Origin of the sequence: Streptomyces sp. NPDC021622 (assembly GCF_040640795.1) — a bacterium.
GTDB lineage: Bacteria > Actinomycetota > Actinomycetes > Streptomycetales > Streptomycetaceae > Streptomyces.
The window spans coordinates 466,528-491,817 of record NZ_JBFACK010000005.1 but is presented as its reverse complement, the minus strand read 5'-3'; the positions used below and the strand labels follow the sequence as shown (position 1 = coordinate 491,817).

Here is a 25,290-nt window from a genome sequence, read left to right as displayed (position 1 = left end):
AGGGGGTACGGCGGCATGGGCCGGGGCGCACGGAAAACATGCTAGGAGGCGTGCTTGTGGCGCTTCTGGCGCTTCCGGCGTGAAACAGCCGCACGGCAGCGGAGTCTTGCCGGTTCACGGCGCGGCACCCCCTCTCGCCGGGTGCGGGAGGTTCAGGGACATGTGGCCGGTGATCCCGTTCAAGTCGTCACCGGCGCACGGTCGGGGCCGGGCGGCCCGGGTCTGCGTTCCGGATCGTCGAGCAGGATCGCCAGGTGGCGTCCCACGTGGTTGTCCCAGCCCTCGGGGCCCAGCGCCAGAGCCTCCTTGCGCCAATTTCCGGCGCGGTTGAGGAGTCCGGAGAGCCCTCGGTCCTGGACCAGGTCGGCGACCGCTTCCCTGAAGGCCGGATCGCCGCAGTCGCCTCGGTGCCAGATCATCGCGGGGACCCCCGCCCGCAGGCCCGCCATGAACTCCTGGTGACTGGAGCGGGAGTCGGTGCCCGGTGGCTGGCTCAGGACCAGACAGACCGCGTGGTCGTCCTCCTTCAGTTCGCGCTCCAGGTGGAAGTGCGACTGCTCGGGCTGCTTCCAGTAGGGGTGGCTGTCGGCGGGCCGTTCCTTGAGCTGCCGCCATTTGTTGTGCCAGGGGCGGTGCCAGGCCGCCTTGCGCAGGCGCTCGAAACTGCGTACGAGTACGGCGTAGTCCATCACCAGCGGGGTCGGGGACAGGGTGGAGGACTCCTTGTGCCACCACTCCACCGGCTCCCCCAGCAGTTCCCACGGGAGGATGAATTCCAGGACGACCGGCTGCCTCAGGTCCGACCAGCGCTCCTCGGTCTGCTCGATGAGCGTCTCCACTTCGGCGGGCAGATCGTCGCGGTGCAGATGGAGGGTCTCGCCGGGGACCGGATGCCAGCCTTCCGCGTCGGACTGCCGCCAGTGGGAGAGGAAATAGCGGTCCGGATCCACCCCGTCGGGCTCGAACTGGATCATCAGATACGCGGGCACCATAGGAGGCTGTGGTGCGTGCTGGTCGACGACACCGCGCTGCCAGTCGGCCATCTTCTCCTCGAGGCCCCAGGCGCGGGCCTGCTGGCGGTTCCAGCGACGCAGGTCCTCGGCTGCCTCCATGTTCCCTTCCTCCACGAGCCGGTCGGCGGCAAGGGCCAGGAACGCCATGCTCACGGGGAGTTCCTTCGCGGCGGAGTTGCCGCCGGCCAGTCGTAGGAAGACTGCCCATCCCGTGTCGCACCACGCGGGCAGCTCCTGGGTGCGTGAGCGGCTCGCGCGCCGGGCCAGGGCGGCCAGCGCGGAAGTGGAGCGGATCTCCCGCAGGACCGGCTGCAGCGGATGCAGGTCGGCACCGTCGAAGAAGTCCACGGCCTCCCATTCGTCCACCAGGCGCAGCAGCGACGAAATGGCGGTAGACCGCTGCTCCAGATACCCCAGGCAGCGGACGAGGCACGGCAGCCCGTCGGGGATTACCGCGCAGTGCTCCACCAGGCGCAGCAGCCAGGGCCGCAGCGCTTCGCCGCGCAGGGGTTCAACCGGTGAACTCAGCTCCTTGTTGAGCATGCTCACCCAGAGATCCGCGCTGTTCCCCTGCCGTACCGTGCTCGATTCCTGCAGTACGTCGACGATGTCGGCGACTAATTCGTTGCGAACCCTCGCAGGGCTGCGTTCCACCCCCGTGACCTCCCGATCGCCACCAGCAGCCAGCGCTGTCGTATCGATGGTGCCGACAAGCGTACGACCACAGTTACGCGCATGGCAGGTCTCCGGCCATCACCGGGGAGAACCGTTGGTCATTTGTTGTTCGCTGCCGACTTCATCCGTCAGATTCCGTCAACTGCCGCCACTGTGAACGGAGTTGTCGGAGTGCCGGGTCCCATCGGGCCGCCCTTGTCGAACTGTGAGCGGACCACCAGTGTGCGCCCGTGCGACCGCACCAGAGTGGTCGGGATCTGGAGTGCCTCGTCCGTGACACGGCGTTCCAGGCGGGCCGCCGCCCCGCCGTCCGTCAGGTGCCAGCGGGTGATGGAGTTGGTCGTGTTGTGTACGGCCCACAGGGTGCTGCCGCGCAGTTCCAGACCGTCGCCGTTGGTCAAGTCACCGCCGCGTAGGGCGACTTTGCGGATCTCGCCGGATGACGTGTCGACGCGGTAGAGGTCGCCGCCGGTCATGTCGACGGTGAACAGGCGGCGGCCCGTGGGGTCGGTGGGGTCGGCCGCGAGGCCGTTGAGGGTGAAGGTGCCGGCCGGCTGCGGCTCCAGGGCGCCGCTCAGGTCGAGGTGTGTGGTGAGCTCGCCGCGGCGTCCCTCGTGCCGGGCGGTCTTCTCCAACTGGGCAGGTGTGACGCGGTAGATGACGGCGCGGATGCTGTCGGTCAGGTAGGCGGTGCCGTCCGCCGCGATGGTCACGTCATTGACCATCCGGGGCTCGCCGCCCGGCGTGCCCGGGACGTCGAAGCGGGCGATGAGAGCGCGGCTGCGCAGGTCGTACACCGCGACTCCGGCCGTCGAGTCGGTCACCCACAGCCGCCCGGAACGGTCCGCCTTCAGGCCGTTGGCGGTCTTGCGGCCGTCGGTTCCCGCGGGCAGGAACACTTCGGCGGCTCGCTTGCCCGGTGTCGCCCTGTAGACGGCTCCCGTCGCGTACGAGCCGACGTAGATGTCGCCGGTGCGGGGGTCGGCGGCGATGCCCTCGGGGTAGACGCGGTCGCCGGGCAGCTCGTAGGCCGTGGAGATACGTGTGTGGTGCTGGGTCTGGGAGTTGGGCGTGCGCGGTGGCGGTCCTGGCTGTGCGGTGGCCGTGGGCAGGAGCGGGGTGGCGGCCAGGGCGGTCAGTGTCGCGGCGATGGTCAGGGAGCTGCGGTACCTCTTCGCGTTGGGCATGAATACGAAGCTAAGTTAGAGCTCTAATGCTCGTCAAGGTTCGAATTTTGATGAGAGGTATCGCTTTTCGTATGGCCATTACGATGCGGAGATGACCTCCTTGCCCGCGTCCGAGCGCCTCGGTTCCCACATCAAGCGGGCCGAGCGGGCCCTCAACGCGGCCAAGCACGCGGCCCTGAAGCCGGCGGGGCTGACCGTCCCGCAGTATGCGGCGCTGCTCTATCTCAGCGAGAAGCCCGGCATCTCCGCCGCCGCCCTGGCCCGGCTGTGCGGGGTGACGCCGCCGACCATGAACACGGTCCTGAAGAACCTCCAGGAGCGCGGCCTCATCGAGCGCACCCCCCACGAGTGGCACCGCAATGTCCTGGAGACCCGCCTCACCGAGGAGGGCGAGTCCGTCATGGCGCAGGCGGACGGCGCGGCGGTGCGGGTCGAGCGGGCGCTGGCCGCCGAGTTCACCGAGGAGGAGCGGGCGGCGCTTGTCGGCCTGCTCGGCCGGTGCGCCGACCTGCTCGACTCGGTGCGGGCCGGCCAGTGACCAGGCAGGGGATGTCTGCGGCGCTCAGTCGGTGACGGTCAGTTCGCTCAGCTCCGGTGCCTTCTCGGCCGCCTGGACCGTGAGACGTACGTAGCGGACCGGCCGGGTGCCCGGGGAGTGCCACGAGCGGCCGTCCGCCGATGTCTCGACCCGGTGGCGGGCCGGCTTGACCGCCCACTTCGGAGTGACCGTGCCGACCTTCGTCCTTCGCCCCAGGTCCACCGTCAGGGACGACTTGTCCGCGGTGGGCGACCAGGTCGTGACGCGGTTGCCGTCCACGGCGGCGCCCGCGTACAGACCCGGGTCTTCGGAGGTGGCCTTCGCGGGGCGGCAGCGTGCCAGATTCGCCGTCGGCGTCAGATCGGGACGGCGGGTCTTCAGGACCGCGGGGGCGTTCCCGGCGACCGTGACGCGGCCCTTCGGGGTGTCGATGGTGAAGGGGCGGCCCGAAGCGAGCCGGACCGTCGTCTCCTTGGGGCCGATCGCGATGTCGTACGTGCGTCCGCGCCAGTGCGCCCCGCGCACGGTCACACCGCTCTTGAGCTGCGGGGGAAGCGTCGGATCGAGCTCTACGGAGTCCTCGCGCAGGCGCAGCCCCGTCAGGCCGTGCGTGAAGACCTGAAGGAAGCCGCCCTTCCCGGTGAGGAAGTCCTGCGCGGGGGAGCCCGCGAGCGCGTCGCCCGCGCCCGCCTTCTCGCCGCGCGACTCCGAGAACAGGGCGAACGGGCCGCGCATGAAGGGGCGTACGGACCGCTGCAGGAAGGTGTACGCCGAGCAGCCCGGCGCACCGATGGCGGCCGCGTCGATCGCGTGCACGGAGTCCGTCATCGCGGGCCCGTCGGGATCGGTGCGCGCGCTGTAGTAGTCGAGGGTCGCGGCCGCGGCGCCCTTGGGCATCGGCCAGTCCAGCGGGTACGTCAGGAGCACCGTGTCGGCCTGCTTGATGGTCGATCCCTTGTAGCCCGCGTACTGGAGGTAGATCTTGCGCTTCGGGTCGTACGGGATCCGGATGCGGTCGGCGGTCCTGGCCCAGGCCGCAGGGGCGGTCTTGCCGAGCACGCGGGCCGCGCGGACGGCGGAGCGCAGGGCGGTGGCGGCGACCGCGTTCGTGTAGACGCCGTCCGTCACGCCGTTGCTGTACTCGTCCGGACCCGCGACGTTCTGGATTGAATGACTGCCGTCTTCATTGGAAGTGGTGCGCGACGTCCAGTACTCGGCGATGCCCTTCAGGAGCGGCCAGCCGCGCGAGCGGAGCCAGGCGCGGTCGCCGGTCGCGAGGTAGTACTGCCAGGCGGCCAGCGCGATGTCGCCCTGGAGGTGGTTCTGCTGGACGCAGTGCGGTGGATACCAGCTCTGGCACTCCGACCACAGGGCGCCGCGGCTCGCGCTCGTCCAGGGGTAGAAGAGGCCCTTCACGGCGGTCTTCGCCGCGTTGTCGCGGGCCGCCTCCATGGTGGCGTTGCGGTACTCCAGGACGGGGCGGGCGAGTTCGGGGCGGAACGCGAGCAGCGCCGGGTACATCCAGGTCTCGGCGTCCCAGAAGATCATGCCCGCGTAGTTGTCGCTGGTCAGACCGGCGGGCGCGATGCTGTCGCGGGCGCCGCGGCGGGTGGACGACAGGAGGCCGTACTGGGCCGAACGCGCCCAGAGTTGGAGATCGGACCGTCCGGGGATCTCGATGCCGGACGACCACAGCTGCCGCCAGGCCGCGGTGTGTGCGGCGAAGAGCGCGGGCCAGCCCTGCTCGGCCGCGCGCAGCGATGCGTTGCGGGCGTCGCTGTGCGGGGCGCGCGAGGTGAGGGCGGTGTCGACGCCGACGTACTTGGTGACGTCGTAGGTGGCGCCGTCGTGGACGGGGAAGGCGGCGGACTGGCTGGCGCTCAACTTGCCTGCCGGGCGCGCCTGGTGGGCCCGGTGGGCCTCTCCAGGGGCCACGAGGGTGGACGCCACCGCGCCGTCCGTACGGGTGCCGTCCGTGCGGAAGGTGACGTCCATGGTGCGCTCCCCGCTCGCGCCGCCGCCCGTCTGCGCCATGCGGCGGGCGCCCCGGTCGTCGATGCGGTCGGTGACCTGTGCGTCGCCGGTCCAGTGAGGGGTGAGGCGCAGGCGTACGGCGCCGGTGTGGGCGTGCTCGCGGTCGGCCAGGACATCGTACGTCAGGTCGGTGCGGCGGCCGTCGGCGGTGGTCCAGGTGAGCGAGGTCCGGACGAAACCGCAGCGCAGGTGCAAGGTCTGCCGGTAGTCCGACACGCGGCTGCGGGGTCCGTACGTCTCGCCGCCCACGGTGACGTCGAGTGCCGTCCAGGCGGGCAGGGCGGCGATGGCCTCGCGTCCTGCGGTGTTGCGGGGCCCGCGCGCGTAGAGGCCCGCCGCGAAGGCGCCGTCGTACCGGGGTGTGTAGAGGGGCCAGCCCGTCTTCTGGTCCTTGACGGGCGCGGAGTAGCCGGCTCCGGCGGGCGGGACGCGGGTGCCGAGGTAGCCGTTGCCCACGTAGGGGGCGTACGTGTCCTTCGGAGAGGTGCGTTTCGTGGTGGAGGGCGCCCAGCCGGGTGTGGGCGCGCAGTCGGCCGGAGGGCGTGGCTGGTCGGCCTGCGCGGCCGGTACGGGAGTGGACGCGGCGACGAGGGCGGCGGCCAGGAGCGTGGCGGTGCGGAGGGTCACAGGGCGACGATGCGCGGGCGCGCCACCGGAAGTGGGGTGGCGCGCCTCTGGGTCCCACGGGTGGGTGCCTGGCCGCGGGGCGGTGTTTGCGCGTCCGTCCTGATCTCAAACTGAGGCGAGTTCTGATTTCAAACTGAGGTGAGTCTCGATCTCAGACCGAGGCGAGTCCCGATTTCAAACCCGCCCCGCACAGCGGGATCACGGCCGTCCGCTCGCCCAGTGCCCCGTCCCGTACGGCCGCCCAGCACGCCACCCCGGTCGCCTCGACGTACAACCCCCGTCCCGCCAAGTCGAGTTGGGCATGCCTGATCTGGTCCTCCGTCACCGTCAGGAACGCGCCGCCGGATCCGCGGACCGTCCGCAGGATCTGCCGTGCGCGGGGCGGCTGCGGGATCGCGATGCCCTCGGCGAACGTGGGCACCATCGGGGTGTTGCCCAAGGGCTCGTCGGCGCCCGCGCGCCATGCCTCGGCCAGCGGGGCGACCGCCGCGGCCTGCACGGCGTACAGCGTGGGCGCCTTCGCGATCAGCCCCGCGGAGTGCAGCTCCCGCACCGCGAGCGCGGCCCCCAGGAGCAGCGTGCCATTGCCCACGGGCACGACCAGGGCATCGGGCAGTCGGCCGCCCAGGTCCTCCCACAGCTCCAGGATGTACGTCTTGGTGCCGTGCAGGAAGTACGGGTTGTACACGTGGGAGGCGTAGAACGTGCCGGGTTCGTCCGCGGCCTCGCGGGCCGTCAGGGCCGTCTGCTCGCGGCCCCCGTGGACGATTTCGAGCCGCGCCCCGTGCGCGCCGATCTGCTCCAGCTTCTTCGGCGACGTGCCGGCCGGGACGTACACCGTGCAGGGCAGTCCGGCCCGCGCGCAGTAGGCGGCGATCGCCGTGCCCGCGTTGCCGCTGCTGTCGGCGATCACCCGGTCCGGGCCGAGCCGCGCAGCGAGCGCGGCGAGCATGACCGCGCCGCGGTCCTTGAAGGAGAGCGTCGGCATCAGGAAGTCGAGCTTGGCCGAAATCCCGCCATCCAGCGGTACGTGCGGCGTGCGGCCCTCGCCGAGCGAGAAATCGGGGGCGGGCAGCGGCAGGGATTCCGCGTACCGCCACAGTGAATTGACCCTTCCGGCAAGGGACTTCAGCGGGCCGGGATTGGGGGAGAAGTCCAGGTCCAGAGGGCCGCGGCAGACGGGGCAGCACCAGGCGAGGGTGCCCGGGGGGACGCGCGTACCGTCGGTGGGACAGAAATAATCCGGCAATGCTGTCATGTGGCCAGGCTAGTTGTGACAGTTGGGGCCGTTGTGTCATGGCGGGTGCGTGGCGGTCGTGTTACGTCCGGTCCTGACCCTTGTGGGATTCCTATGGATCCGCCAATCTTTCGTCCCGACGAAGGCGAGAGCGGGTGCCGTCGGCCCCATGGTTTGACATGTTCCTGCCGTTTGCCTCCGTGTGTGTGGGCACCACCAGCACCAATCCCCCACCAACGCACCACCTATTGAGGAGGACCCCTCAGATGGCAGTGATGCGTCATACCCGCCGAAGACTGGCCGGGATCAGCGCGACAGCGGTCGCGGCCCTCGCCCTCGGCGTCGTCTCCGCCCTCCCCGCGACCGCTCAGCCGGGCCAGGCGGAAGGCAAGATCGAGAACGCCGGCGCGCCCGGCACGATAGCGGGCAGCTACATAGTCAGCCTCGACGAGGACGCCGCGAAGGCGGACTCCAAGGCGGGCAAGGCACTGGCCAAGGAGTACGGCGCCGACATCAAGCGCACGTACAAGGAGGCCCTCAACGGCTACGCGGTCGAGCTCTCCGCCGCCCAGGCCAAGAAGTTCGCCGCGGACCCGGCGGTCGAATCCGTCGTGCAGAACCGGACGTTCACGGTCGACGGCACCCAGCCCAACCCGCCGTCCTGGGGCCTGGACCGCATCGACCAGAAGACGCTCCCCCTGAACAACTCCTACACCTACCCGGACACCGCAGGCGAGGGCGTCACCGCGTACGTCATCGACACCGGAGTCCGCATCAGCCACAGCGACTTCGGCGGCCGTGCCTCGTACGGCTATGACGCGATCGACAACGACAACACCGCACAGGACGGCCACGGCCACGGCACGCATGTCGCGGGCACGGTAGCGGGCGGTGCCTACGGAGTCGCCAAGAAGGCGAAGGTCGTCGGCGTCCGCGTCCTGAACAACCAGGGCTCCGGCACCACCGCGCAGGTCGTCGCCGGCATCGACTGGGTCACCCGGAACGCGGTCAAGCCGGCCGTCGCGAACATGTCGCTCGGCGGCGGCGCCGACAGCGCCCTGGACACGGCCGTACGCAACGCCGTCGCGTCCGGCATCACCTTCGCCGTCGCGGCGGGCAACGAGAGCGTCGACGCCTCGACACGCTCCCCCGCGCGCGTGGCGGAGGCCATCACGGTCGGCGCCACCACGAGCACGGACGCCAAGGCGAGCTACTCCAACTACGGCAGCATCCTTGACCTGTTCGCGCCCGGCTCGTCCATCACCTCGGCCTGGAACACCAGCGACACGGCGACGAACACCATCTCCGGTACGTCGATGGCGTCCCCGCACACCGCGGGTGCCGCGGCGCTCTACCTCGCGGACAACCGCACGTCGACTCCGGCGCAGGTGTCCGCGGCGCTGGTCGCCGCGTCCTCCACGGGCGTTGTCACCAGCCCCGGATCGGGTTCGCCGAACCGCCTCCTGAACGTGGGCGCCGGCTCTACGAACCCTCCGGGTCCCAAGTTTGAAAACACGACCGACTACGCGATCAGTGACAACTCCACCGTCGAGTCGCCGGTCACCGTGAGCGGCGTCGCGGGTTCCGCTCCCGCCGCCCTGAGCGTGCCGGTCGCCATCAAGCACACCTACGTAGGTGACCTCCAGGTGCAGCTGATCGCGCCCGACGGCACCGCGTACACGCTGAAGGGCTACGGCACCGGCGGCAGCTCGGACGACATCAACACCACTTACACGGTGAACGCGTCGTCCGAGACGGCCAACGGCACCTGGAAGCTGCGCGTGAGCGACAACGCGGCGCTGGACGTCGGGAAGATCGACTCCTGGGGGCTGCAGTTCTAGGCAGCAGTCATAGGCGTCAGTGCTAGGCCTGAGGTCCTGAACTGACTTGCTCCTGTTGATCCTCGTCCTCGCGGTACGGCTCCGGGTCGGTGACTCGGCCCGCCGTGAGGACGAGGCCGGGGACTATTGCGCCGCATGTCCCCATTTCATCCCCCGTCTGTGTCCCGCATACGATGCGAAGCTCCCGCATCGACCGACCCATCCGAACCAGGAGCACGGTACTCGTGGACATACCCCCGCCGCCCGACCTCGGTGGCCGCCCTCCGCAGCAGCACGGGCAGGGGGTCTACGGGCCGCCTCCGCAGGCTCCGTACCCGGGCGCGCACGGCGGACCCCAGGTCCCGTATCAGCGGTGGCCGGGTGCGTACTCGCCGTACTCCCGCCCGCCGGTCAACGGTTTCGCGATCGCCTCGCTCGTGCTCGGCATCCTCTGCTTCCTGCCCGCCGTCGGCCTGATCCTCGGCCTGATCGCGCTCGCGCAGATCTCGAAGAAGGGCGAGCGCGGCAAGGGGATGGCGATCGCGGGCAGCATCCTCTCCGTCGTCGGCATCGTGCTTCTGGTGCTCGCCGTCGCCACCGGGGGCGCGCGGGACTTCGTGGAGGGCTTCAAGGAGGCCGCGCGCGAGTCCCGGAACTCCTCCGCGTTCCCCATCGACAAGGGCGAGTGCTTCAACGTCCCCGACAGCGATCTCGAAGGCGCGCAGTACGCCTTCGAGATCGACGAGGTGCCCTGTTCGTCGCGGCACGACGGCGAGGTCATCGCCTCGGTCCGGGTGAACCACCCGACCTTCCCGGGCGAGGCGGCGCTCACCTCGCTCGCCGAGCGGAAGTGCGTGGACCTGGACGCCTCCTACGTACTCGACTCCTGGGTCGACATCGGTGACGCGGAACTCACGTACTACATGCCCGACCGGGAGACCTGGGGCCAGGGGGACCGCCACATCACCTGCCTCTATGGCGACGCGGAGGAGAAGCGTGGCCTGAAGGGCTCGTTCCGGCGTGACGCGACGAACCTCGACGCCGACCAGCTGGCTTACCTGAAGGCGGACAAGGCCCTCTACGAGGCGTATGAGTCGGAGCCCGTCGAGGAGAACATCGAGGACGACCTGAAGGGGCACAAGGAGTGGGCGGGCCGCGTTGACAAGGGCCTCGCCGAGCAGGCCCGGCTGCTGCGCGCGCACGACTGGCCGGCGAAGGCGGACGCCGATGTCGCCGCCCTCATCGGCGCGATCGAGCGCAACCGCGAGCAGTGGGCGAAGGCGGCCACCGCCAAGGACGCGGACGCCTTCTACGAGTACTACGTACCGGCCCAGAAGCACATCAGCGGCAAGGCGGAGGCCGCGGCCCGCAAGGCTCTGGGCCTGGCCACCACCTCGCCGAGGGATGCGAACCCCGGGGGTGGGGGCGGGGATCACGAGGGCGGTGAGGGCGCGGCGGTCTGAGGTCAGGGGCGTCTCGGCCCCGGCTGTCCGAAGCGGGGCGGCGGGTCGCCTCAGACGCCTCTCATCCCGCTCACCTTAAGGGCCTTTTGTCCGCTTCTGTGATAGTTCTTCGGCGTGACGTGCGCCAAGTCGCCAACCACCCCGACCCGCCCCCGGGTTCCCCGCACCCTCTCCCGCGTCCTCCTCGTCACCGCCACCCTCCTGAACACCGCGCTCGCGGTCCTCGTGGCCGCCCCGCTGCCCCGCATCTCCCTCCTGGTGCTCGTCGCCGCGGCGGTCACCTCCTGGGGGCTCGTCCTCGCGCTGCCCGCGGCGCTCGGCCTCGCGGCCGCCATGGCCGGCGGGCGGCGGCACCCCTGGAGCGCCGGCTTCGCCGCGCTCAGCGCGTTCGCGGCGCTCGTCTACGGAGTGATGCCCTACGCGGCCGCGCACGGCACCGCTGATGACTACGGGCAACCCCTGGACCCTGCCGCCTACTTCGAAGGCGTCAACTACGCCAAGGCCCCCGACGGGGAGCGCACCCGCTCCTACGCCCGCACCGGCAAGCAGCGCGGAAAGCTCGACCTCTGGACCCTTCCGAAGCGGGACGGCGTGCGGCATCCGGCCGTGGTCTGGGTGCACGGCGGCGGCTGGAACAAGGGGCACCGCGGCCAGACGCCCGAGTGGAACCGCTGGTTCAACGAGCGCGGCTGGTCGGTCTTCGACATCGACTACCGGCTCGCGCCGCGCGTGACCCAGCTCGACCAGATCGGCGACGTGAAGTGCGCGGTGGGCTGGGTGCGGCGGCACGCGCGCGTGTACGGCATCGATCCCGACCGCCTTGTCCTTGCGGGCAGTTCGGCGGGCGGCAACCTCGCGCTGGCGGCCGCCTACACGGAGGGTGACGACCGCGTCCCGGCGTCCTGTGCGGTGCGTGACAGCTCGGTCTCCGGGGTGATCTCCCTCTATGGGCCGACCGACATGCGCCGCCTCATCGCCGGCACCGCGCTGCGCCGCGACCCCATGATCCCGCGCCTGATGGGCGGTTCGGCGAAGAAGCGCGGCGGGGTGACCGTCCCCGCCCGCTACCGCCTGGGCTCGCCCGCGAAGCTCGTACGCACCGATGTGCCGCCCACCCTGCTCCTGCACGGCAGCGCGGACCGTGCGGTGCCGGTGGCGCAGGCGCGGGAGCTCGCGCGGCGCCTGAAGGCGGCGGGCGCTCCGGCGACGTATGTCGAACTGCCCTGGGCGGACCACTGTTTCGACGTGAACTGGGGCGGCTGGGGCAGCCAGATCGCCCGATCGGCGATCTCCCGCTTCCTGTCCGTCCGGGGTGAGGCCGCCGAAAACGATCGCCATAGCCCCGGAAAGGCCCCTGCGTAAAGACCTGCACGCCCAGAAATCATCACTTCGGGTGATTCCTTGGCCTTGGGTTGCGGTCAACAACCCACGGTTGCCAGGCTGTTGCTGTCTGTCAACCTGATGGGAGTGGCCAGTGACTTTCGGTGAGCAGCCGGCGTATCTGCGCGTCGCGGGTGATCTCCGCAAGAAGATCGTCGACGGTTCGCTGCCGCCGCACACCCGGCTCCCCTCGCAGGCCAGAATCCGCGAGGAGTACGGCGTTTCGGACACGGTCGCCCTGGAGGCCCGCAAGGTCCTGATGGCCGAAGGCCTGGTCGAGGGACGCTCCGGATCCGGCACGTATGTGCGCGAGCGACCTGTGCCCCGCCGCGTCGCCCGCACCGGCTATCGGGCCTCCGGCGGCTCGACGCCCTTCCGCCAGGAGCAGGCGGAGGACAGCGCGCGCGGCACCTGGGAGTCCCGCAGCGACCAGGTGGAGGCGAGCAGTGCGATCGCCGAGCGGCTCGCCATCCGCGCAGGCGACCGCGTGATGTGCACCAAGTACGTCTACCGGGACGCGGGCGAGGTGATGATGCTCTCCACGTCCTGGGAGCCCCTCGCCGTCACCGGGCGCACGCCCGTGATGCTCCCTGAAGAGGGTCCGCTCGGCGGCTGCGGAGTGGTCGAACGGATGGCGGCCATCGATGTGGTCGTGGACAACGTGGCGGAGGAGGTCGGCGCGCGCCCGGGGCTTGCGGAGGAGCTCATGGCGCTCGGCGGCGTCCCCGGACATGTGGTGATCGTCGTGCAGCGGACGTACTACGCATCGGGGCGCCCGGTCGAGACGGCCGATGTCGTCGTGCCCGCCGACCGCTACCGGATCGCATACCACCTGCCGGTGCGGTGACCGAGTGCTCCGGCGCACGCCCGGAATCCGGACGGGCCCGTCCGCCCGCCGTGATCGCGAGTTAACGCGCGCTCAACTTCCGTAACGCCGGAGCAATCGCGCCTTGCAACAAATTGTCATGCACGGCTCCTAACTTCCTCGTCCGTACCCGCAATCCGGTCGGACGACAGGAACCCTTATGACGGATACGGCCACCCGCGACACCAGCGCCGCCGCAGGCCCGCCACCCAAGCGCAGTTACGCCAAGATGGCGGCCGACGAGAGCCGCGAGGACTACTCGCTGCGCTATGCGCCGCACTCCTTCAGGCGCTGGTCACCGACGATGGTCGCCTCCACCGCACTGGGCGGCATCGCCTATCTCGCGGACTTCGCCATCGGCGCGTCCATCGTCTTCACCTACGGCTTCACCAGCGGACTCGCCTCGATCCTCTGTGCCGCGACGATCATCTTCGTCACCGGCATCCCGATCGCCCGGGCGTGCGCCAAGTACGGCCTGGACATGGACCTGGTGACCCGTGGCGCCGGCTTCGGCTACTTCGGGTCGACGCTGACGTCCCTCATCTATGCCTCGTTCACGTTCATCTTCTTCGCGCTCGAAGGCTCGATCATGGCGCAGGCCATGCACCAGGCCGTCGGACTCCCCGTGGAGATCGGCTACTTGATCACGACGCTCATCGTGATCCCGATCGTCTTCCGCGGCATGGGCGCGCTGGCCAAGGTGCAGGCCTGGACGCAGCCGATCTGGCTCATCGGCATGGTGCTGCCCTTCGTGGTGCTCGCTTTCGAGGCTCCGGACGCCTGGGGCGCGTTCGGCTCCTTCGGGGGCACCGAGGGGGCGGGCAGCGGCTTCTCCTGGCTCTCCTTCGGGCTCGGCACGGGTGTCGCGCTCTCCCTCATCGCCCAGATCGGCGAGCAGGCGGACTATCTGCGCTTCATGCCCGCCAAGACCGAGCAGAACAAGAAGCGTTGGAATCTGGCCGTTCTCGCGGCAGGCCCCGGCTGGGTCATCATCGGCGCGGCCAAGCAGCTGGGCGGCGCGTTCCTCGCGTTCGTGGCCCTGGAGGCCGTCGGCAAGACGCACGCCCTGGAGCCGATCGCCCCGCAGATCGAGGCCCTGAAGCCGTGGCTCGGCTCCTTCGCGCTGCCCGCGGCCGCCCTCTTCGTGATCGTCTCGCAGATCAAGATCAACGTGACCAACGCCTACAGCGGTTCGCTGTCCTGGTCGAACTTCTTCTCCCGCGTGACGCACAAGCACCCGGGCCGGGTCTGGTACATCTTCCTCAACCTCGCCATCGCGCTGACGCTGATGGAGATGAACATGTTCGCGGCCCTCAACAAGCTGCTCGGCTTCTACTCGAACGTGGGCATCGCCTGGATCGCGGCCGTCGCCGCCGACCTCGTCATCAACAAGCGGATGGGCTGGAGCCCGCCCTACATCGAGTTCAAGAGGGCGTATCTGTACGCGGTGAACCCGGCGGGCTTCGGCTCGATGGTGATCGCGTCGGTGGTGTCGATCCTGGCCTTCTTCGGCCTCTTCGGAGAGTACGCGGAGGCCTTCTCGACCTTCATCGCGGCGGGACTGGCTGTCGTCCTCTGCCCGTTGATCGCCTGGGCGACGAAGGGCAAGTACTACCTGGCGCGGCCCAACCCGGTGAACGGTCCGCACGTCGATGTCCCCGACGTGACGGCCACGCACGCGTGCAGCGTCTGCGAGACAGCGTACGAACTCCCTGACATCGCGGACTGCCCCGTCCAGTCGGGACCGATCTGCTCGCTGTGCTGCTCCCTTGACGCCGAGTGCGGCGATGTCTGCCGTACGTCGCCGTCGAGCGAACCGGTGCTCATGCCGGTGCCGACGATGCCCTCGATGCCCGTGGCGCACGACGGCTGACGAGGGCTCGCACCGGTCGAACCGGTGCCGTCAGGGGGCGCATCCGGCGGGATGCGCCCCTCGGTCATGGCCAATTGCGTACCTCTTTGTGCAAAGTCGTATCCGCTGCGTGAAGGTCGGGCGTAGGCTCGGGCATATGCGGAATGCGGTTTCCTTACTGATCGAGGCGTGGCGCGCGCCGGGGGCGGCGAGCGGAGGGGCGCGATGAATGACGGGACGGTCGTACTTCCCTGGCAGGTGATCCGGCAGGACGACAACGGCAACCGCTATCGCGTGGGCAGGTACGCGACGAAGGCGGAGGCCGAGAAGATAGCCGACAGCCTCGACGACCGCGGGCAGAGGCAGCTCTACTGGGTCGAGAAGCTGAGCCAGAACGGCAGCGCGCACTGACCGCATAGGCTCCGGCGCATGACGGATCGGATCGTGGTGGGCGCCGCCCTGTACGACGACGGACGCCTCCTCGCCGCGCGGCGCAGCGCGCCGCCGGAGCTCGCGGGCCGCTGGGAGCTGCCGGGCGGCAAGGTCGAGCCGGGGGAGCACCCCGAGGAAGCCCTGGTGCGGGAGCTGCGCGAGGAGCTCGGCGTCGCCGCCGAGCCGGTGGCCCGGGTGCCCGGCCAGTGGCCGCTCAAGCCCGGCTATGTCCTGTGGGTGTGGACCGCGAAGCTCCTGTCGGGGGACCCGGAGCCGCTGGAGGACCACGATGAGCTGCGGTGGCTCGCGCCGGACGAGATCTGGTCGGTGGACTGGCTGGACGCGGACATGCCCGCCGTCACCGCCCTTGTCGCCCTCGTTGACGGAATTCGATGAGGGGCGTGCACGCTCCCATCGCAAGGACCTTGAGGCTCACGTACGCCGTTCGTGCCACAGTGCACCCCAGTAAGCGGTAATTCCGCCGGGATATCGGGTATGTGCCCATTAACCCCATGAAACCGGACAGGGTCCCCTGCTGCTGGTCTGGAAGTGATCGGCGTGATCGACACCGAAGGCGACTGCGCCGAGTGGAATTTTCCCGCGGACCCCGGCGCCGTGCGCACGGCCCGTGCCGTCGTCCGTGAACAGCTCCGCGACTGGGGCCTCGCCTCCCTCGGTGACATCGCCGCCCTGCTCGTGAGCGAGCTGGTCACCAATTCCCTGCGCCATGCCTCGGGCCCCATCGGCGTACGCCTCGTACGCCCCGCCGACCCCGTGGGCGCCCTCCTCGTAGAGGTCTCCGATCCGCTCCCCGACCCGCCTCAGGAACGTGCCGCGGGCCTTGATGACGAGGGTGGCCGGGGGATCCAATTGGTGGCCCGCTCGTCGCGCCGCTGGGGGACACGGCCGGGCAGGACGGGGAAGACGGGGAAGACGGTGTGGTTCGAGCTGGTGCTGCCGGGTTAGAAGACTGGCAGCGTGGGACGGGCACAAGACGGTGACGGGCCAAAAAGAGTTGAGTCCGTGCTGTGATCGTGAACGCCATGTGGCGTGGCGCCGTAGTGCTGGATACTGCGGGCAGCCGCATCCGGTGACCGGTGCCGGACGTGGTGAGCTGGAGGGGACGGTTCGCGTGAGCGAGATACCAGCGAAGGCGACGGAGCAGGACGGGCCGTCGGGTGACGCTAGGGGCGAAGCTGCGGATGACGTGATGTGGCAGAGCAGTCCACCCGGTTCGATCTACGACTACATCAAGGTGGCCGCCTTCTCGATCGGCCCCGACGGACTGATCGACCAGTGGAGCCGGCGCGCTGAGCAGCTGTTCGGCGTGCGGGCCGCGGACGCCGTGGGCAAGGACCCGATCGAGGCGTTCGTCCCGCCCGAGCTGCGCAGCAGCGGCCACCGCAAGATGGCGGAGATCCTCGACGGCAGAGAGTGGACGGGATCCGTCCGCTTCCGGGTGCCGGAGGAGAGCGGCGAGCCCGCTCCGCTGGCCGGCATCTCCGAAGGGATCGCCGAGGTCTATGTGATGCCGACCGCCACGGAGGACGGCGAACGGGCCGCCGTCTGCATCGTCGTCGACGTACGGGCGCTGCGGCAGATCGAGACCGACCTCGCCGCATCGCAGGCCATTTTCGGCCAATCTCCCTTCGGCTTCCTGCTGTTCGGCACGGATCTTAAGGTGCAGCGCGCCAACCGCCGCTTCGCCGCGGTCTTCGGAGGCGGCGTCGACGACCACCGCGGCCGCACCGTCCACGACTATCTGCCACGCCACGAGGCCGACCGCATGGCCGCCGCGCTCCGGCGCGTCCTGGAGACCGGCGACGCCGTGACCGACATGCAGATCGTCGGCCCCGCCCCCGGCAGCAACGACCGCCGCCACTGGTCGATCAACCTCTACCGCGTGCACAGCGGTTCGGGCGCCCCCATCGGCATCGCGGGGCTCGGCACCGACGTCACCCGGCGGCACGCAGCCGCCCGCGAGGCCGCCCATGCCCGCCGTAACCTCGCTCTTCTTAATGAAGCGGGCGCCCGCATCGGCAACTCCCTGGACCTGGAGACGACCGCGCGCGAGCTGCTCGACGTCACCGTCCCCGGCTTCTGCGACCTCGCCTCCGTAGACCTCTATCAGGGGCTGCTCGACGGCGACGAGACCCCGCCCGGCCTCGCCGACGGAAGCGCCGAACTGCGCCGCGTGGCCTTCGCGAGCGCCGTCGCCGACGCGCCCTTTCCGGAGGGCGGCACCCCCGTGGACGTGGGCGCCGTGCACCGCTTCGCCTTCACATCGCCCTGCGCCGACGCCCTGCGCACCGCACGGCCGCGCCTCGTGTCCGCCGTCGACGACGGCTCCGCGAGCAGGCTCACCGGGGGGCTCGTCCAGTCGACGCTCGCCGTTCCGATGGTCGCCCACGACACCGTCGTGGGCCTCGCCCAGTTCTCCCGTACGAAGGGCAGCGAGCCCTTCGGGGAACGCGACCGCTCCCTGGCGGTCGAACTCGCCGCGCGCGCCGCCGTCTGCATCGACAACGCCCGCCTTTACCGGCGCGAACACGAGCGCGCGCTGATACTGCAGCGCTCCCTGCTGCCGCCCGGCGACCCCGAGGCCTCCGGCCTGGACATCGCCTGCCGCTATCTGCCCGGCAACGCGGCCACCGAGGTCGGCGGCGACTGGTTCGACGTCATCGAACTGCCGGGCCACCGCACCGCCCTGGTCGTCGGTGACGTCATGGGCCGCGGCCTGCGCGCCGCCGTCGCCATGGGTGAACTGCGCACCGCCGTGCGCACCTTGGCGCTCCTGGACCTGGAGCCGGCCGAGGTGCTCTCCGCGCTCGACGAGATCGCCCGCGGCCTCGGCGACCCCTCGGGCACCCAGCAGGCCACCCGAGCGGCCCGTCAGACGCGCTCGTCGGCCGAGACGGACCTCTCCGAGGTCTACCTCGCCACCTGTGTGTACGCGGTCTACGACTCCGTCACACGCCGCTGTACGTTCGCCAACGCGGGCCACCTGCCGCCCGTCCTCGTCGAGCCCGACGAGTCGCCGCTCATGCTCGACGTGCCGCCCGGCATGCCGCTGGGCGTCGGCGGTGAGCCCTTCGAAGAGGTCGAGGTCGAACTCCCCGAGGGCTCCCTGCTCGCGCTCTACACGGACGGCCTCGTCGAATCCCGCGACCACCCGCTCGACGAGGGCCTGAACGCCTTCGTACGCGCCCTCGACACCCCGCTGTCGGCCCTCGAGGACGTCTGCGACCACGTCCTGAACACCCTCGACACCCACCACGGAGAGGACGACATCGCGCTCCTGATGGCGCGCGTCCAGGGCCTGCCCGCCGAAGCCGTCGGCGACTGGACGCTGCCGCGCGACCCGAAGTCGGTGGGCAGGGCCCGCGAACTGGCCTGCGCACAGCTGCGCACCTGGGACCTGGAACCGCTCTGCGACACCACGGAACTCCTGGTCAGCGAGCTGGTCACGAACGCTCTGCGGTACGGCGAAGGCGACATCAGGCTGCGGCTGCTTCTCGACCGCACCCTGGTGTGCGAGGTGTGGGACGCGGGCCTCGTGCAGCCGCGCCGCCGGCGCGCGCGGGACACGGACGAGGGCGGCCGCGGGCTGCAGCTGGTCGGGCTGCTGAGCGCCGCGTGGGGCTCGCGCAGGACGCCGCGCGGCAAGACCGTGTGGTTCGAGCTGCCGCTGCCGGACAGCGGGGTGGAGCCGATGGACGCGGCGGAGGCGCTGCTCAGCCTGTTCTGAGGGCTGCGCCTTCTAGGCGCCCGTTGTGCTGTCGCGCCGCTACGTAGTGGCCTTCAGGGCGGCGAGCCGGGCCGCGACCTCCGCCTCGTCGTCCAGGCTGTCCAACTGCTCGAACTGCGCGTCCAGGGACGACGCGGCGAGTTCCTGCTTGCCCATCGCCCTGGCCTCCTCGCGGCGCACCTTGTCCTCGAAGCGGGCCAACTCGCTGGTCGGGTCGAGGACGTCGATGTTCTGTGCGGCGTCAAGCATCCGGTTCTGCGCCTGCGCCGTCTTGGCGCGGGCGACCAGCTGATTGCGCTTCGACTGGAGCTGCGTCAGCTTGATCTTCATCTGGTCGAGGCCCGACTTCAGCTTGTCGACGACCTCGGTCTGCGAGGCGATCGTCGGCTCGGCGTCCTTGGCCTCGCGCTCCGACTGCAGCTGCCGTTGCAGCGCGACCTTGGCCAGCGTGTCGAACTTGTCGGCGTCCGCGGCGCTCCCGTCGGACCGCAGCTCGTCCGCCTTCCTGCTGGCGGCGATCGCCTTGGTGCCCCACTCATTGGCCGCGTCCTGGTCCTCCTTGTGGTCGAGTTCCACCATCCGCAGATTGCCGATGGTGGTCGCCACCGCCTCCTCGGCCTCCCTGATGTTGTTCGTGTAGTCACGGATCAGCTGGTCGAGCATCTTCTGCGGATCCTCCGCCTGATCGAGGAGGGAGTTGATGTTGGCCTTCGCGAGCTGGGCGACGCGGCCGAGGATCGTCTGCTTGGTCATGTCAGGACTCTCTCTATGAGGATGGGGGAGGAAGGGGGGCGGACGGGTAGGGCTGATGGGGTTCTAAGAGACGTACGAGAAGGCTTTTGCGAGGAGGGCTTCGTTCGACGGCTCAGAACCGGCCGCCCCCGCCCATCCGCCCCCGCGTTGCCCCGCCGCCGAAGCTCCCGGGGCGGCCGCCGCCGAAACCGCCCTCTCCGTAGCCGCCGCCCGCGCCGCCCGCCCCGCGGCCCATGCCTCCCAAGAGCTCGCCGAGGATGATGCCGCCGAGCACCGCGCCGCCCATGCCGCCGCCGCGGCTGTCACCGCCTCCGTAGGGGTTGCCGAAGCCGCGTACGTCGCCCTCGGCGAGCTGCTGCGCCTGCCGGGCCCTGGCGTCGGCCTGCTGGGCCTCGGCGAGCGCGGTGGCGGCGTCGGCCTCATGGGCGGCCTCAGCGTCCGCCAGATGCCGCTGAGCCTCCGCCAGACGGGTCCTTGCCTCGCTGCCCACCGCGCCCCGGTGCGTGCCGATGAAGTCGGCCGCCGCGCCCACGGCGCTGCGCGCGGTGAGCATGGCCTGGCCGAGGAGGACGACGGTGCGCCGGTCGGTCACCTCGCGTTCGCGGGCACCCGCCAGGGACGCGTCGAGGGCGGCGTCGGCCTCCTCGACCCGGCGCAGGGCGTCGATCGGGTCGTGGGGTCCCGCCGCCACCCGCTTGCGGACCCCGGCGACGACCGCTTCCGCGCGGGCGATACGACCGTGCAGATCGGCCGTCGGGACGCCCTCCAGGGTGCCTTTGAGGAGGCCGCGCGCGTCGGCCAGGTCGGTCTCCGCCTCGGTGAGGGCCTGGGGGAGCTTCTCCGCGGCCAGCTTGAGCTCGTCCGCGAGACGCTCGACCGCGTCCACGAAGGTGCCCGCCTGGTCGACGGCTCCCTCGGCGGCCCGCAGATGGACGGCGGCTCTGCCGTTGTCGCCCGCGTCGATCGCCTGCCGCGCCTCGTTCAGGTGCGTCGTGGCGAAGACCAGACGGTCCTTGGCCTGCTCCACATGGCCCACGACTTGCGCGGAAGCGGACGGCGCGTACTTCTCGCGCAGGGTGGCGAGGGTGCCTTGCGCGGTGGTGGTACGCCCGCTGACCTGCTGGAACACCGTCTCGGCGTGCTCCAGGGCCTCTGCCGCGTCGCGTTCGAGGGCGCGCAGCTGGTCGAAGCCCGCGGCCTCCTCGTCGAGGCGGTGGCCCGCCTCCGTGCAGCGCGTGACGATCTCTTCGAGCATCGCCCGTCTGGTCGCGTCGTCCTCGGGATGCGCGTCGTCAAGGCGCTGGCGCACCCGGAAGGCCGTCGTCAGCTCGTCACGGGCGTACGTGAGCGCGTCGGTGAAGGGCCGCACCGCGTCGTCGCCGAACTGGGCGGTGGCGAAGCCGAGTTCCTCGGCGCTGGTACGGATCGCGTCGTCGGTCTCCACCAGGAGCCGCCTGGACTTCTTGTCGAGCTCGGGGAGCGAGGCCGGCTGTTCTCCCTTGCCCCATCCGCCGCCCCCGGGCGTCGTACGCGTGGTCGCGCGTCGTTTGCGGCGGGTGTAGGAGACCGCGGCCATGGCCCCCGCGGCGCCGACCGCCACGACCGGCAGGACCAGGTCGCTGCTCGACGTGTCGTTTCCGCCGCCCCCGGCTCCGCCGCCCGGATCGGGGTCCCCCGGAGTGATCGTCGGGGTGGGCACGGGGCCGCCCGCAAGGACCGCGCTGTAGCCGTTCGCGGCTCCGATGGCCGCGCCCGCCCAGTCGTTCACGCGCAGCGCCGGCTTGATCGCGGTGGTGGCGACATCCCGCAGCTGATCCTCGGTGAGCCGCGAACCGCGCTCTACGGAGTAGGCGTACTGGCGGTCGTGCGTGGCGACGGCGAGCAGCACGTCGTCCTGGCCCAGGCCGTTGAGCTCGGCGGTGGTGTCCGCCCAGTCCTGCGCCGAGCGGCCGGAGAAATCGCGTACGTAGACGACGAAGAGCTGCACGCCACGGTCGTCGTAGAGCCGGTCGAGTGCCTGCTCGGTGACGTCCTCGCGGTCGCCGAGTGCGCCTGCCCTGTCGGTGGTCTGGCCGTCACGGGAGAGCGTGACCGGGTCTTCGGCCGGTACGGCGAGTGCCGCGGGGGCGGGCAGGAGCAGCAGGCACCACGTGAGCAGTACGGCGGCTGCCGCTGCCGCCCGCACGGGTATGTGCGAGGGCGGCGTCACATTTGGGAGCGTATGGCCGTCTTCGGGGGTGCGCGACCGGGGGCCGGGGGATGGCCCGGCCTCCGGTTTGATGGCCCGGCCTCAGGCGCCGCCCCGCTCAGATGCTGAACCGCTCCTTGGCCAGGAGCGGCCGCACGCGCGAGGTGAAGCCGCCGGACCGCTCGGCGGCGTCGTCCACCGTGCGGTGCGGGCCATCGCCGGGCCGTACGTTGCTCCCGGGCCCTCGGGGGTGGCCGTCGGGGACCGACTCAAGGGCCTGGCGGGCCGGGACGTGGAGGTCCTCGAGGGGGTCGGCGCGCATCTGGGATCTCTGGCTGCCGGGGACCTGAGGCAGCGGTGTGCGCAGGACAGCGGGCATGATGCCGCGTCATGGGCGGGGCGGCAGAAGAGAGCGGCAAACGGTTCGGCAACGAGACGATCCGGGTCACCCCCGACAGCCAGGTGTCGCTCAAACTCCCTGCCCCGCTCGCCCACTTGGCCAACGCCCCGCACGGCCGCTACGTGCTGGCGGCCCGGGTGGCCTTCGCACACCGGGGCCAGGAGTGGGCCTACAGGGTCGGACCGGACCGTTCGCCTGCCGCATCCACTGGATACGGTGACCCCGGGCAAGGCCGGGTCTGCTTCGGGCGTCGGTCGTGAGGGGAAGGAGCGAGGGTGGGCGGGATCTGGACCGGGGTACGGGAACGCGTGCTTGCCCTCCGCGAGGCGCCGAACTGGCGGTTGGTGTTCGGCGCGGACGCCGGGAGACACGGCCATGGGTTCGAGCTGAGCCCGGTCCTGACCGAGGAGCAGGTGCGGGCGGTGGAGCGGCGGCTCGGCTTCGGCTTCCCGCCGGAGTACCGGAGTTTTCTCCTCGAGGTCGGCGCGGGCGGGGCGGGACCGGACTACGGGCTGTTCCCGGTGAGGCCGATGGGACCAGCCGCGGCCGAGCCGGCCGCGCCACAGGGCACCGTTCCCGAGGGCACGGTGCCGGAAGGTGCCCCTGCCGAGGACACCGCGCCGGAGGCCCGGCGCCACGAGCGGCCCTTCCGCCCTGAGCTCACCCAGGAACTGGACGCGCATGAATCCGCTGAACCTCAGCGAGCGGCCTACGCCGACACGACGGAGGGCGAGGCGAGGTTCGTGCGCGACTACCGCGCCTGGGACGCGCGCTACGACGAGCTCCACGACGAGCTGACCGAGGGCACCCTCTGCGTGAGCGAGCAGGGCTGCGCCTACTACACGCTGCTCGCCGTCACCGGCCCCGAGCGCGGCACGATGTGGGACGACGTGCGGGCGGTCGGCGAGGGAGTGGTTCCGATCCGGCACAAGGGCAAGGACAAGGGCAAGGGCAAGGACAAGGAGCGGGTGACGTTCGCGGAGTGGTACCTGCACTGGCTGGCCTACGCGGAACGCCAGGCCCTGGCGGAACAGCCCGACTAGCTCAGCTCCACCACAGCGTCCACCGCCTCGTCGAGGCGCCGCACCTCGGCGGCGCTCAGCGTGGGATTGGTGGCCCGTCTGGCGCGGGCCGCCGCGAGGTGGCCGTCGGCCGTCAGCCGCAGGCCGGCCGGGATGTCCGAGAGGAGCCCGGCCAGGGCGGCACGGCCCACGCCCGACTCGACCCTGGCGCCCACCGCCACCTCCGCGAGGATCAGTGCCGACATGGCCCAGTCCAGGCCGGGCGGCCCCTCCTCCGTGTTGGACCAATCGATCACCATCGGGCCGCTGGGTGCCAGGATCACGTTCTCCGGGTGGAGGTCGAGGTGCAGCACACGGTGGCCGGCGGCGACGGCCGAAGCGCGCGCGGGAATCGCGTGGAGGTCGCGCAGCAGCCGGGCGAGCAACAGCCCCGCGTCCTCCGGCGTGATCGAGCCCCGCATCCCCGCCTCCGCCATCGTCGGCCCGGAGAGCCGCTGCATCACCAGATCGCTGCGAGTGGCCCCCTCCTCCCGCACCTGCGGCACGGGATACCCCTTCTCATGGAGGTACGCCATGACGACGGCCTCGCGCGCGGCGTCACCCCAGCCTCGGTACCGCCGCAGCACCCAGGCGTCGTCCAGTGCGAAGACATCGGCGGTGCGGCCGGAACCGATCAACGGACCAGTTATCCCCATCCGGGGGGCGTAAGCCGAACCAGTGGCCCGAACCGCGTCAACCGGCGAACTCCACCTCCGGATACCTGCCCGAAGGCCCGTCCAGCAGATGATCGTCGTCGCCCCGCAGCCAGCGGTCGAAGAACGAGACCACATAGGCCCGTTGGGCCGCCACCGCACGAGCCGGGGCGACCTTGCCCATGTTCTCCTCGATCACCTTCTGGCTCACCCCGGCCTGTGGCAGGAGCGAGGCCAGGTCCGTGTACGTCTGGTGCATCGAGCCGCGCAGGGTCAGGTTCCGCTTCCAGGCCGTGGTGTGGGACCAGAACTTCCGCCAGGACGGCTCCGTCGTGCGGTCGCTGCCCTGCCTGCCCATCAGGAGGAACGGGCGGTCCAGGCCGTGCCGGGCCACCGGCATGAGGTCCGTGCCGTTCGGTTCGGGGTTGTACTCCAAGGTGCCGTCCAGGTCTATGCCCGCCTTTACGCGACGGTCCTCGTACATCGTCTCGGCGGCCGCTATACCGCCCGCCGACTGGCCGAACATGCCCACACGCCGCGCGTCGACGGCCTTGGAGAGGCCGTGCGGCAAGGTGTCGATGCGGTCCAAGACGAACTTGGAGTCGGCCACCCGGATGTCGAGGACCTTCTTCAGCAGCCCCGACATCGTGTTGTTCTGCTGTGCCTCCTTCAGCGCCTTGCGCAGCGGGGCGTCGTCCTTCACCGAGCCGTCGGGGAACTGCACCGCCGGGGCCTCATAGGTGTGGTCGATCGTCAGCACCACATAGCCGCGGCTCGCCAGCTCCTCGACGGCCGAAGTTCCCCACGTCCGTGGGTCGTTGGCGCCCGAGGCGTAGATCACCACCGGGCGTCGGCCGCCGCTCATGTCCACCGGGGCTCCTTCGCGGGCGTGCGTACGCATCGCCGCGAAGTCGATTGCGCCTTTGGGGATGCCGTGCGGTGACATGGAGTCCCAGCGCTCGGCCGCTCCTGGAGCCATGTACGGCGCCAGACGGTGGTCGCCGTCCGACGTCCGCGCCGCCGGGTACCAGACGCTGACCATCAGCTCGCGGTGCCGCTGCGAGGGCACCCATGGGTCGTGCCGCGAACGGTCGACGAGGCGCGTCGAGAACGTGCCGATCTCGTGCGGGCCCGTGGGTGCGGGAAGCCGCGCCTTGACGCCTGATGAGGTCGCATGCGCGGGGGCCGGGGCGGCCACCACAGCCGCCGCCAGGCCGGCCGCCGCGAGCCCCATCATCGAGCGTCGAGTCAGAGCCGAGGAGCGTCGAGTTGAAGCCGATTGCGTCGCGCCAGTCGCCGAAAAGTTCATGACTCCATGCTGATCTCGGCCCGCGCCCCTGACCATGTGGGAAATCCCGAGACTT

General features: G+C 70.7%; 20 protein-coding genes and 1 pseudogene. 12 read left to right on the top strand and 9 right to left on the bottom strand.

Annotated elements, in window-relative coordinates:
- Positions 1 to 179 precede the first annotated feature (179 nt).
- Together AB0G47_RS13090 and AB0G47_RS13085 are read right to left on the bottom strand one after the other, a co-directional pair.
- Entirely contained in the window at positions 180 to 1,667 is a 1,488-nt protein-coding gene (locus AB0G47_RS13090) for a hypothetical protein (protein WP_360767936.1), read from the bottom strand.
- Positions 1,668 to 1,816: 149 nt separating this feature from the next.
- Complete coding sequence (locus AB0G47_RS13085) at positions 1,817 to 2,875, bottom strand: superoxide dismutase (RefSeq protein ID WP_360767933.1); 1,059 nt, start codon at positions 2,873 to 2,875, stop codon at positions 1,817 to 1,819.
- Between the two features lie 91 nt (positions 2,876 to 2,966).
- Between AB0G47_RS13085 and AB0G47_RS13080 the strand changes: the two genes are divergently transcribed.
- The gene (locus AB0G47_RS13080; protein ID WP_360767930.1) at positions 2,967 to 3,413 is read left to right on the top strand and encodes a MarR family transcriptional regulator; all 447 of its coding nucleotides are present in this window, start codon (positions 2,967 to 2,969) and stop codon (positions 3,411 to 3,413) included.
- Positions 3,414 to 3,437: 24 nt separating this feature from the next.
- Here the strand turns inward: AB0G47_RS13080 and AB0G47_RS13075 are convergent, their stop codons facing one another.
- Positions 3,438 to 6,074: a glycosyl hydrolase family 65 protein gene (locus AB0G47_RS13075; protein ID WP_360767929.1), complete on the bottom strand. Its 2,637-nt coding sequence runs from the start codon at positions 6,072 to 6,074 to the stop codon at positions 3,438 to 3,440.
- Between the two features lie 151 nt (positions 6,075 to 6,225).
- Positions 6,226 to 7,332: a threonine synthase gene (locus AB0G47_RS13070; RefSeq protein WP_360767926.1), complete on the bottom strand. Its 1,107-nt coding sequence runs from the start codon at positions 7,330 to 7,332 to the stop codon at positions 6,226 to 6,228.
- Positions 7,333 to 7,577: 245 nt separating this feature from the next.
- On the opposite strand from AB0G47_RS13070, the gene AB0G47_RS13065 reads away from it, so the two are divergent.
- The 9 genes from AB0G47_RS13065 to AB0G47_RS13025 all read left to right on the top strand — a co-directional run bounded on the left by AB0G47_RS13065 (position 7,578) and on the right by AB0G47_RS13025 (position 18,871).
- Positions 7,578 to 9,152, top strand: a complete 1,575-nt coding sequence (locus AB0G47_RS13065) for a S8 family serine peptidase (RefSeq protein WP_360767923.1) — start codon at positions 7,578 to 7,580, stop codon at positions 9,150 to 9,152.
- 224 nt (positions 9,153 to 9,376) lie between these two features.
- Entirely contained in the window at positions 9,377 to 10,594 is a 1,218-nt protein-coding gene (locus tag AB0G47_RS13060) for a DUF4190 domain-containing protein (RefSeq protein WP_360767920.1), read from the top strand.
- Positions 10,595 to 10,708: 114 nt separating this feature from the next.
- Entirely contained in the window at positions 10,709 to 11,956 is a 1,248-nt protein-coding gene (locus AB0G47_RS13055) for an alpha/beta hydrolase (RefSeq protein ID WP_360767918.1), read from the top strand.
- A 112-nt stretch (positions 11,957 to 12,068) separates the two neighbouring features.
- The gene (locus AB0G47_RS13050) at positions 12,069 to 12,821 is read left to right on the top strand and encodes a GntR family transcriptional regulator (RefSeq protein WP_360767914.1); all 753 of its coding nucleotides are present in this window, start codon (positions 12,069 to 12,071) and stop codon (positions 12,819 to 12,821) included.
- A gap of 178 nt (positions 12,822 to 12,999) precedes the next feature.
- Entirely contained in the window at positions 13,000 to 14,712 is a 1,713-nt protein-coding gene (locus AB0G47_RS13045) for a hypothetical protein (protein ID WP_360767911.1), read from the top strand.
- Between the two features lie 204 nt (positions 14,713 to 14,916).
- Entirely contained in the window at positions 14,917 to 15,102 is a 186-nt protein-coding gene (locus AB0G47_RS13040; RefSeq protein ID WP_360767908.1) for an SPOR domain-containing protein, read from the top strand.
- A gap of 18 nt (positions 15,103 to 15,120) precedes the next feature.
- Entirely contained in the window at positions 15,121 to 15,519 is a 399-nt protein-coding gene (locus AB0G47_RS13035; RefSeq protein ID WP_360767905.1) for a (deoxy)nucleoside triphosphate pyrophosphohydrolase, read from the top strand.
- A 153-nt stretch (positions 15,520 to 15,672) separates the two neighbouring features.
- Positions 15,673 to 16,089, top strand: coding sequence for an ATP-binding protein (locus AB0G47_RS13030; RefSeq protein ID WP_360767902.1), 417 nt, complete (start codon positions 15,673 to 15,675; stop codon positions 16,087 to 16,089).
- Positions 16,090 to 16,255: 166 nt separating this feature from the next.
- Complete coding sequence (locus AB0G47_RS13025) at positions 16,256 to 18,871, top strand: SpoIIE family protein phosphatase (RefSeq protein ID WP_360767899.1); 2,616 nt, start codon at positions 16,256 to 16,258, stop codon at positions 18,869 to 18,871.
- A gap of 39 nt (positions 18,872 to 18,910) precedes the next feature.
- Here AB0G47_RS13025 and AB0G47_RS13020 read toward each other — a convergent pair whose 3' ends face one another.
- From AB0G47_RS13020 to AB0G47_RS13010, 3 genes are all read right to left on the bottom strand, one after another.
- The gene (locus AB0G47_RS13020) at positions 18,911 to 19,624 is read right to left on the bottom strand and encodes a PspA/IM30 family protein (protein WP_360767898.1); all 714 of its coding nucleotides are present in this window, start codon (positions 19,622 to 19,624) and stop codon (positions 18,911 to 18,913) included.
- Positions 19,625 to 19,736: 112 nt separating this feature from the next.
- Positions 19,737 to 21,782, bottom strand: coding sequence for a TPM domain-containing protein (locus AB0G47_RS13015; protein WP_360768026.1), 2,046 nt, complete (start codon positions 21,780 to 21,782; stop codon positions 19,737 to 19,739).
- A gap of 148 nt (positions 21,783 to 21,930) precedes the next feature.
- Complete coding sequence (locus AB0G47_RS13010) at positions 21,931 to 22,134, bottom strand: hypothetical protein (RefSeq protein ID WP_360768040.1); 204 nt, start codon at positions 22,132 to 22,134, stop codon at positions 21,931 to 21,933.
- Between AB0G47_RS13010 and AB0G47_RS13005 the strand changes: the two are divergent.
- A pseudogene (locus AB0G47_RS13005) lies at positions 22,063 to 22,412 on the top strand (transposase); the annotation flags it as partial. The gene AB0G47_RS13010 and the pseudogene AB0G47_RS13005 overlap by 72 nt on opposite strands.
- A gap of 75 nt (positions 22,413 to 22,487) precedes the next feature.
- A complete protein-coding gene (locus tag AB0G47_RS13000) occupies positions 22,488 to 23,255 on the top strand; it encodes an SMI1/KNR4 family protein (RefSeq protein ID WP_360767895.1) in 768 nt (255 codons plus the stop codon).
- On the opposite strand, the gene AB0G47_RS12995 is transcribed toward AB0G47_RS13000, so the two are convergent.
- Complete coding sequence (locus tag AB0G47_RS12995) at positions 23,252 to 23,929, bottom strand: phosphotransferase (RefSeq protein WP_360767892.1); 678 nt, start codon at positions 23,927 to 23,929, stop codon at positions 23,252 to 23,254. The two genes, AB0G47_RS13000 and AB0G47_RS12995, sit on opposite strands and share 4 nt — an antisense overlap.
- A gap of 37 nt (positions 23,930 to 23,966) precedes the next feature.
- Positions 23,967 to 25,235 (bottom strand): hydrolase, encoded by a 1,269-nt coding sequence (locus tag AB0G47_RS12990; protein ID WP_360767889.1) that lies wholly within the window; start codon positions 25,233 to 25,235, stop codon positions 23,967 to 23,969.
- Between the last annotated feature and the right edge of the window lie 55 nt (positions 25,236 to 25,290).